The 7,779-nt window shown below is 63.2% G+C and carries 8 protein-coding genes and 1 pseudogene; 5 read left to right on the top strand and 4 right to left on the bottom strand.

Going from position 1 to position 7,779, the window contains the following annotated elements; translation table 11 throughout:
* Positions 1-166: pseudogene (locus tag AC1DUU_RS17130) on the bottom strand (L,D-transpeptidase); the annotation flags it as partial.
* A gap of 314 nt (positions 167-480) precedes the next feature.
* Between AC1DUU_RS17130 and AC1DUU_RS17125 the strand changes: the two are divergent.
* The gene (locus tag AC1DUU_RS17125) at positions 481-1,119 is read left to right on the top strand and encodes a DNA-3-methyladenine glycosylase I (protein WP_476784608.1); all 639 of its coding nucleotides are present in this window, start codon (positions 481-483) and stop codon (positions 1,117-1,119) included.
* 161 nt (positions 1,120-1,280) lie between these two features.
* On the opposite strand, the gene AC1DUU_RS17120 is transcribed toward AC1DUU_RS17125, so the two are convergent.
* Positions 1,281-1,670, bottom strand: coding sequence for a hypothetical protein (locus AC1DUU_RS17120; protein ID WP_476784607.1), 390 nt, complete (start codon positions 1,668-1,670; stop codon positions 1,281-1,283).
* A gap of 32 nt (positions 1,671-1,702) precedes the next feature.
* Positions 1,703-1,879, bottom strand: a complete 177-nt coding sequence (locus tag AC1DUU_RS17115) for a hypothetical protein (RefSeq protein ID WP_476784606.1) — start codon at positions 1,877-1,879, stop codon at positions 1,703-1,705.
* A gap of 197 nt (positions 1,880-2,076) precedes the next feature.
* On the opposite strand from AC1DUU_RS17115, the gene hisS reads away from it, so the two are divergent.
* From hisS to hisG, 3 genes are all read left to right on the top strand, one after another.
* Positions 2,077-3,594 carry a histidine--tRNA ligase gene (hisS, locus tag AC1DUU_RS17110; RefSeq protein ID WP_476784605.1) on the top strand — a complete coding sequence of 506 codons (1,518 nt, stop codon included), beginning with the start codon at positions 2,077-2,079 and terminating at the stop codon, positions 3,592-3,594.
* A gap of 162 nt (positions 3,595-3,756) precedes the next feature.
* A complete protein-coding gene (locus tag AC1DUU_RS17105) occupies positions 3,757-4,875 on the top strand; it encodes an ATP phosphoribosyltransferase regulatory subunit (RefSeq protein ID WP_476784604.1) in 1,119 nt (372 codons plus the stop codon).
* Entirely contained in the window at positions 4,875-5,579 is a 705-nt protein-coding gene (gene hisG, locus AC1DUU_RS17100; RefSeq protein WP_476784603.1) for an ATP phosphoribosyltransferase, read from the top strand. Before AC1DUU_RS17105 ends, hisG begins: the two co-directional genes overlap by 1 nt.
* On the opposite strand, the gene AC1DUU_RS17095 is transcribed toward hisG, so the two are convergent.
* Positions 5,545-6,450 (bottom strand): hydrogen peroxide-inducible genes activator, encoded by a 906-nt coding sequence (locus AC1DUU_RS17095; protein WP_476784602.1) that lies wholly within the window; start codon positions 6,448-6,450, stop codon positions 5,545-5,547. The two genes, hisG and AC1DUU_RS17095, sit on opposite strands and share 35 nt — an antisense overlap.
* A gap of 294 nt (positions 6,451-6,744) precedes the next feature.
* Between AC1DUU_RS17095 and AC1DUU_RS17090 the strand changes: the two genes are divergently transcribed.
* On the top strand, positions 6,745-7,779 hold a 1,035-nt coding region (locus tag AC1DUU_RS17090; RefSeq protein WP_476784601.1), incomplete at its 3' end, for a peroxidase family protein.

The raw sequence follows: 7,779 nt of genomic DNA, 5'->3' as shown, positions 1-7,779 counted from the left end.
GCGCAATTTCGTTCGGGTTGCGCCCGAGCTGCAGCACCCAAGGGGCTGAAAGGTCGGGGCTCACCACCACAGGCGGGCGCTCGGCGTAGCGGTCATAGGCCATTGCGGGCGAAACCAGTTCGGCCAGCATGGCGGCCGATGCCAACAGGATCAGAGGTTTTCTCATGGACGCACTCTCAACTCGATCGTCGCCGCGGGGGCAGGGCACAACCCGTCCCCCGATTCGAGATCATGTTGTCTGTGCCTACCCACCGAAACGTGAATCGGGTTGCTTAAAATGCGAGATTGTCTGGAAACCTTTTGGTGTGGTTACCGACCGGTTCAGGAGTCTGGTAAAGCACGGGTAAATCATTGCAGCGCCGCGCGTCCTATTGGACGCGCAAAGGACGCTGCAACACTTTGAGTCGGCGCATGATCCTTTCCGAAAATCGGAATCGATTTTCGGGGTCATGCACTGCGCTGTTAACGAACGGATTTGTGATGGAAGAGAAAAAGACAGGCCTGATGCTGGGCGCGGATGGAGCAACGCGCTGCTTCTGGCCGGGCGCGCTGCCGGACTACCTGCATTACCACGACAATGAGTGGGGCCGCCCCGTCACGAACGATATCAGGCTGTTCGAAAAGATCTGCCTCGAAGGCTTCCAGTCCGGCTTGTCGTGGCTGACGATTCTGCGCAAGCGTGATAATTTCCGCGAGGCGTTTTCCGGCTTCGACTTCGACCGTGTCGCCGAATATGGCGAGACCGACATCGAGCGCCTGCTCGGCAACCCCGGCATCGTGCGCCATCGCGGCAAGATCGTGTCGACCATCAACAATGCCAGGCGCGCCCGGGAATTGGCTGATGAGGCCGGCTCGCTCGCCGCCTGGTTCTGGAACTTCGAACCCGGCGCGGACGAGCGGCCTGTGGTTGTCGACTATCCCACGCTGATCGCCAATCCGACGACGCCGACCTCGACGCGGATTTCGAAAGAACTGAAGAAGCGCGGCTGGAGCTTTGTCGGGCCAACCACAGTCTATGCCTTCATGCAGGCGATGGGACTGGTCAACGACCACATCGAAGGCTGCATGTGCCGGGGCAAGATCGAAGCCGAGCGCAAGGCCTTCAAGCGGCCGGGATGAAGTGGGCCGCTGTGCACTAGCCCTACCGACTCCAATGCCGTGACGTTCAAGGCGTCTGAATTAGGCAGCTGGATGAGGGCGTCCGGGACGCTCGGGCTATTGCTCGATCCGCCCAGCGAAATGATCGGCCGATGCGTCCACAAGCGGCCGAGCAAGAGCCATCACTTCTCGAAACGTCCTTTGTGCCCGCTACCGGCGATGTTCCAGACAAGCGCCTTGCCGGAAATCGTCAGCACCAGCCCGTCGAAGCCGCGGTCGTCGGGCGTATGGGTGCGGGAGGCGGCACGCCGCCCGGCGGGAATGATCTCCACCGAGGAACCCCGCTGCACCCAGCAGCCCTTGCCGTACTGGTCGTTGGCGCCATAGGCGAGCATGAATTCAAAGCTGCCGTCTGGCCGCAGTAGCAATTCCGAGCCGACTTCCATGACGCCGTTGAGATAATAATGGCCGGCAAGCTTTGGATTGCCCGGCGTGCAGGCCTGGGCCGCGCCGCTTGTCATCATGCAGGCAGCAAGCGCACTCAGGCCCGAGGTGGCGAGCGATGCGGTCATTCGTGGCATCGGCAGTGCTTTCTCTCAGACGTTCAGGCGCCCATGCCTGAAAACAACAAGCCGGCAGCGATCGTGGCTACCGTCGCCAATGCAGGATAAAGCACAAGGACACAGGTCAGCAGCGCTTCGCCAACCGAGGCCTTCGTCGGCTTGGCTCCCAGTTTTTCCGGCGGCGCCGGAGCCTTGTCGAATTCAGCGGCCCTTGGCATTCCCGTCGTTCCATATTTCGGATGGAGCGGCTTATCGGATGCGGCTGTATCGGCACGATGTCGGTTGGTTATCGGCTTTGTTTCGGCTCTGCAGGCCGCTCATCGTGCCAAACGCTTGCCGCTCCATCCCATTTCGGTTACGACACGCCGCGCCGTATCAGCGGCCAAAATTTCTGGAAAAAGTGCGGAATTCGACCATGGCCGACAAATCGGAAAAGATGAAAGCGCGGCTGCCGCGCGGCTTCGTTGACCGCAGCGCGGACGACATCCGCGCCGTCGAGAAGATGATGGTCGCGATCCGCGAGGTCTACGAGCTTTACGGCTTCGAGCCGGTCGAGCAGCCGCTGATCGAATACACCGACGCGCTCGGAAAATTCCTGCCCGACCAGGACCGTCCCAATGAGGGCGTCTTTTCTTTCCAGGACGATGACGAGCAGTGGCTGTCGCTGCGCTATGACCTGACCGCGCCCACAGCGCGTTTCGTCGCCGAAAACTATGAAAAGCTGCCCAAGCCCTATCGCAGCTACCGCTCTGGCTGGGTGTTCCGCAACGAAAAGCCCGGTCCCGGCCGTTTCCGCCAGTTCATGCAGTTCGATGCCGACACCATCGGCACACCGGGTGTCGCGGCCGATGCCGAGATGACCATGATGATGGCCGACGTCATGGAAGCTTTGGGCATCAAGCGGGGCGACTATGTCATCCGAGTCAACAACCGCAAGGTCCTCGACGGCGTGCTTGAGGCGATCGGCCTCGGCGGCGACGAGAACGCCAACCGCCGGCTGACTGTGCTGCGCGCCATCGACAAGCTCGACAAGTTCGGCCCCGAAGGCGTCAGGCTCCTGCTCGGCAAGGGGCGCTGGGACGGCGGCACGGAAGGTGAGGGCGACTTCACCAAGGGTGCCGGCCTGGACGAGGCGGCGATTAACACCGTTATCGCCTTCACTGAAGCCGGTGCTGCCGATTCCGACACCACGACCCAGAACCTCAAGGCCATCGTTTCCGGCAATGTTCGTGGCACCGAAGGTGTCGATGAACTGGCGCAGATCGGCTCGCTGGTTGCAGCGGCAGGCTATGACGATGGCCGCATCAAGATCGATCCCTCGGTCGTACGTGGCCTCGAATATTACACCGGTCCTGTCTACGAGGCCGAGCTTCTGGCTGAAATCCCCAATGACGACGGCCAGGTTGTGCGCTTCGGCTCGGTGGGTGGCGGTGGCCGTTACGATGGCCTGGTTTCGCGCTTCCGTGGCGAGCCGGTGCCGGCCACCGGCTTTTCCATCGGCGTGTCACGCCTGATGACGGCGCTGAAGAACCTCGGCAAGCTCGATACATCTGACGTCATAGCGCCGGTTGTGGTGCTGGTCATGGACAAGGACACCGAAAGTCTCGGCCGCTATCAGAAGATGGTCGCCGAGCTGCGCGCGGCAAAAATTCGTGCCGAAATGTATCTCGGTGGCGCCGGCATGAAGGCGCAGATCAAATATGCCGACCGCCGCGGCTCGCCTGTGGTCATCATCCAGGGCGGCGATGAGCGCGCCCGGGGTGAAATCCAGATCAAGGACCTGATCGAGGGCGCGCGCTTGTCGGCCGAGATCACCGACAACGCCGAATGGCGCGCAGCGCGCCCAGCACAGATCACCGTGCCGGAAGCCGACCTCGTTGCCGAAGTGAAGAAGATCCTGGCCGCGCAGGCGGAAGAGCGCAGCCGTGGCTAGTGAATGCACGCAGCGGTCTGCACTGCCCCTCATCCCCCTGCCGGGACCTTCTCCCCGTAGAACGGGGCGAAGGGGATTGGCCGCAACGCTGGCGCCTCCCTCGCCCCGTTTACGGGGTGAGGGTGAGGGGCATAGCCCCACCTACGTGGAGTTTCATCGGCCATGAACGCGCGTTATCCGGCCATCGCGTCCGATATCCTGAAGCTCTTCGCGGCGCGCGGGGCCGACGCCGTCGACGTGCCGGTGCTGCAGCCGGCCGATCCGTTCCTCGACATGGCCGGCGAGGATTTGCGACGCCGCATTTTCCTGACCGAAAGCGAGACGGGCGCGTCGCTGTGCCTGCGACCGGAATTCACCATTCCGGTCTGCCTCGACCACATCCACACGCAGTCCGGCACGCCGCGCCGATATTCTTATCTCGGCGAGGTGTTCCGTCAGCGCCGCGAGGGCGGCAACGAGTTTTTCCAGGCTGGCGTCGAGGATCTGGGCGACGCCGACACGGCGGTGGCCGACGCGCGTTCGGTGGCCGATGCGTTTGCGCTTTTGTCGCTGTGCCTGCCCGGCCACGATCTCACAGTCACGCTTGGCGACCAGGCTATCTTCGAGGCGGTGCTGGCGGCTCTCGGTCTGCCGCGCGGCTGGCGCATGCGCCTTGCTCGCGCCTTTGGCTCGGCTGAGCTTTTGGCTGCGGCACTTGGCGATCTCGCAGCACCCACGCGGACCTCCGCTTTGAGCGAACCGGTTGCTTCGCTGGTGGCGGACGGCGATCGCGAGGCCCTTGCCGCGCACATCGCCACTGGCATGGAACAGGCGGGCCTGTCGCCGTCGGCTGGCCGCACGCCCAACGACATCGCCCGCCGGCTCATCGAAAAAGCTGAGCTGCGCAGCGTACGTCTTTCTAGCGATGCCTTCGAGGCGCTTGAGCGCTTCCTTGCCATCGACGTGGCGCTCGACGAGGCACCTGCGGCACTCAAGGAATTCGCCGCTGGTGCTGGGCTCTCGCTCGGTGCGGCGTTGGAGAATTTCGCTGCTCGCGCCAAAGCTGTCTCCGGCCACGGCCTCGGCGCCCAATCCGTTCGCTATGACGCAGCCTTCGGTCGCCCGCTCGACTACTATACCGGCCTCGTCTTCGAGATTTCCGGTCCCGACGCCGAGCGCCCGCTGGCCGGTGGCGGTCGCTATGACCGGCTACTGACGCTGCTCGGCGCGGCAAAGCCCATTCCCGGTGTCGGCTTCTCCGTCTGGCTCGACCGTATCGAAGCCCTGAGGGGAGGCAACTGATGGCGATATCRATTGCGCTCCCTTCCAAGGGCAGGCTCAAGGAGCAGGCGCTTGAGGTGCTGGCCAAGGCTGGCTTCGCTGTTACGTTGCCCGACGACGACCGCCGTTACCGCGCCTCGATCGAGGGCAGGGCGGATATCGAGATCGCCTTCCTGTCGGCCTCCGAAATCTCTGGTGAGATCGGCCAGGGCAATGTCGACCTCGGCATCACGGGCGAAGACCTGATCCGCGAAAACCTCGCCGATTGGGAAAGCAAGGCCGAGATCGCAGCCCGCCTCGGCTTCGGCCATGCCGATGTCGTCGTTGCCGTGCCTGACATCTGGCTCGATGTCGACACCATGGCTGATCTCGACGATGTCGCTGCCGATTTCCGCCAGCGCCACGGCCGGCGCCTGCGCATCGCCACCAAATACTGGCGGCTGACCCAGCAATTTTTCTCCCAGATGCATGGCATCCAAGTCTACCGCATCGTCGAGAGCCTGGGCGCCACCGAAGGTGCTCCCGCTGCCGGCTCGGCCGACATCATCGTAGACATCACCTCGACCGGTTCGACGCTGCGCGCCAATCATCTGAAAATCCTGTCGGACGGCGTCATCCTGCGGTCGCAGGCGTGCTTGGTGCAGTCACGCAAAGCCCGCAGCGCGGCCGATGAGGCGGTGTTGTCCGAGTTCAATGCCGCAATAGCGGCTGCAGTTCGCGGATAATCCGCGCAAGCTCGATGCATTCATTGTGCCTGGGGCTGTTGCGGCGCCAGGCAAGGCAGATTCGGCGCTCCGGCACGGGTTCGGCGAAGGGCACGATTTTCAGATCGCGCTGATCGTGAGCGGGTCCCGCCGCCATCTCCGGTATCAGCGTCACGCCCAACCCATGCGCCACCATCTGCAGCAGAGTGGTCAGGCTGGTCGCGCCATAGCTGGCCATTGCCACCGGCTTGACGCTGCCGCAGACCGCCAGCGCCTGTTCGCGCAGGCAATGGCCTTCTTCCAGTAGCATCAGCCGTTCCAATGCCGGGCTTTCCGGCGGCACCGGCGGCGAAGCGAAATCCGGGTCATCTGCGGGTACCGCCAGATAAAAGCGGTCTGAAAACAGCTCCTGCGCCATCAGGCCGGGATAATCGAGTGGCAGGGCGGCGACGAAAGCGTCGATACGGCCGTTCAGCGCGTCCTCTGCCAGTGATCCGGTGATCGCTTCGCGCAGTTCCAGCCTGAGATTGGGATACTCGCGCTTCAGCGCCGGCAGGATATGCGGCAAAAGGTAAGGCGCCACCGTCGGGATGATGCCCAGGCGCAGTCTCCCTTCCATCGCCAGCCTGCCGCGCCGGGCAGTCGTTTCGACCTCGCGGATTTCGGCCAGGATGTTCTCGATGCGCGGCTGCAGGTCCAGCGCATCTTCGGTCAGGCGCACCGCCTTGCCGCCACGTTCGAACAGCGTGCACCCAAGACGCTCTTCCATCTCTGCGATCTGCGCTGAAAGCGCTGGCTGGCTGACACCGGCAAACTCGGCGGCGCGGCCAAAATGCAGCGTCTGGGCCAGCGCTGCGAAATATTCCATCTGTCGGATTGTCAGGCGTATCATAATCTTAGGTTATCAAGATCGTCAGAAAAGGCAATTTGGCTTTATCAAAATCTGCTCCTAGACTGGAATGGTTCCAATAAGACGGCGCTCCTTTCCGCTGCCGGGACCGAAGCCAAGAGGGAGGCGCGAGCCATGACAAAACCGACGACGACCACCAGCGCGGGTGCGCCAGACAACCAGCATTTGTTCGCTGCCAGCGGGCGCGGTCCGGTCGGGCTGTAGAGCTGCCGGCACACCGCGAAGCTGGCCGATCAAGCGCAATCACAACGACACAAAATACGTTCGGAGATGAACATGGACACGAAGACTGACGAAAACAGCGTGGGCAAATGCCCGGTCGCGCACACGACCGCCGGCAGGGCCAATCGCGATTGGTGGCCGAACCAGCTGGACCTCAAGGTCCTCCACCAGCACTCCAATCTCTCCGACCCAATGGGCGAAGCGTTTGACTACGCGAAGGAATTCGAAAGCCTCGACCTGAACGCCGTGATCCAGGACCTCACTGCCCTGATGACGGACTCGCAGGATTGGTGGCCAGCCGATTTCGGCCATTACGGACCGCTATTCGTCCGCATGGCGTGGCATGCCGCCGGCACCTATCGCATCGGCGACGGCCGCGGCGGTGCTGGCGCCGGACAGCAGCGCTTTGCGCCGCTCAACAGCTGGCCGGATAACGTCAACCTCGACAAGGCGCGCCGGCTGTTGTGGCCGGTCAAGCAGAAGTACGGCCGCAAGATCTCCTGGGCCGACCTGATGATCCTCGCCGGCAATGTCGCCTTGGAATCGATGGGCTTCAAGACCTTCGGCTTCGCCGGCGGACGTGCGGATGTCTGGGAGCCCGAAGAAGACATCTACTGGGGCTCCGAAGGCAAATGGCTGGCCGACGAGCGCTACAGCGGCGACCGCGACCTCGCCAACCCGCTTGCCGCCGTCCAGATGGGGCTCATCTATGTGAACCCGGAAGGGCCAAACGGCACGCCCGATCCGCTCGCCTCGGCGCGCGACATCCGCGAGACTTTTGCCCGCATGGCGATGAACGACGAGGAGACAGTTGCGCTCATCGCCGGCGGACACACCTTCGGCAAGACCCATGGCGCCGGCGATGCCTCGCTTGTCGGCCCCGAACCTGAAGCTGCCGACATCGAGCTGCAGGGCCTAGGCTGGAAGAGCAGCTTCGGCACCGGCAAGGGCGGCGACACGATCGGCAGCGGCCTGGAAGTCACCTGGACCACGACGCCGACGAAATGGAGCGGCAACTTCTTCTGGAACCTGCTTGGCTACGAGTGGGAACTGACCAAGAGCCCGGCCGGTGCCCATCAGTGGACACCC

It is taken from the genome of Aminobacter sp. P4_H6_2 (genome assembly GCF_056400805.1).
Note: the sequence above shows the minus strand (reverse complement) of the source record. Positions and strands in the feature narration are given on the sequence as shown.

Bases quoted from the DNA above. Each gene is read 5' to 3' on its own strand.
- AC1DUU_RS17125 (WP_476784608.1), top strand. From the start codon at position 481: ATGGAAGAGAAAAAGACAGGCCTGATGCTGGGCGCGGATGGAGCAACG.
- AC1DUU_RS17105 (WP_476784604.1), top strand. From the start codon at position 3,757: ATGAACGCGCGTTATCCGGCCATCGCGTCCGATATCCTGAAGCTCTTC.
- AC1DUU_RS17115 (WP_476784606.1), bottom strand. From the start codon at position 1,879: ATGCCAAGGGCCGCTGAATTCGACAAGGCTCCGGCGCCGCCGGAAAAA.
- AC1DUU_RS17095 (WP_476784602.1), bottom strand. From the start codon at position 6,450: ATGATACGCCTGACAATCCGACAGATGGAATATTTCGCAGCGCTGGCC.
- AC1DUU_RS17120 (WP_476784607.1), bottom strand. From the start codon at position 1,670: ATGACCGCATCGCTCGCCACCTCGGGCCTGAGTGCGCTTGCTGCCTGC.
- hisS (WP_476784605.1), top strand. From the start codon at position 2,077: ATGGCCGACAAATCGGAAAAGATGAAAGCGCGGCTGCCGCGCGGCTTC.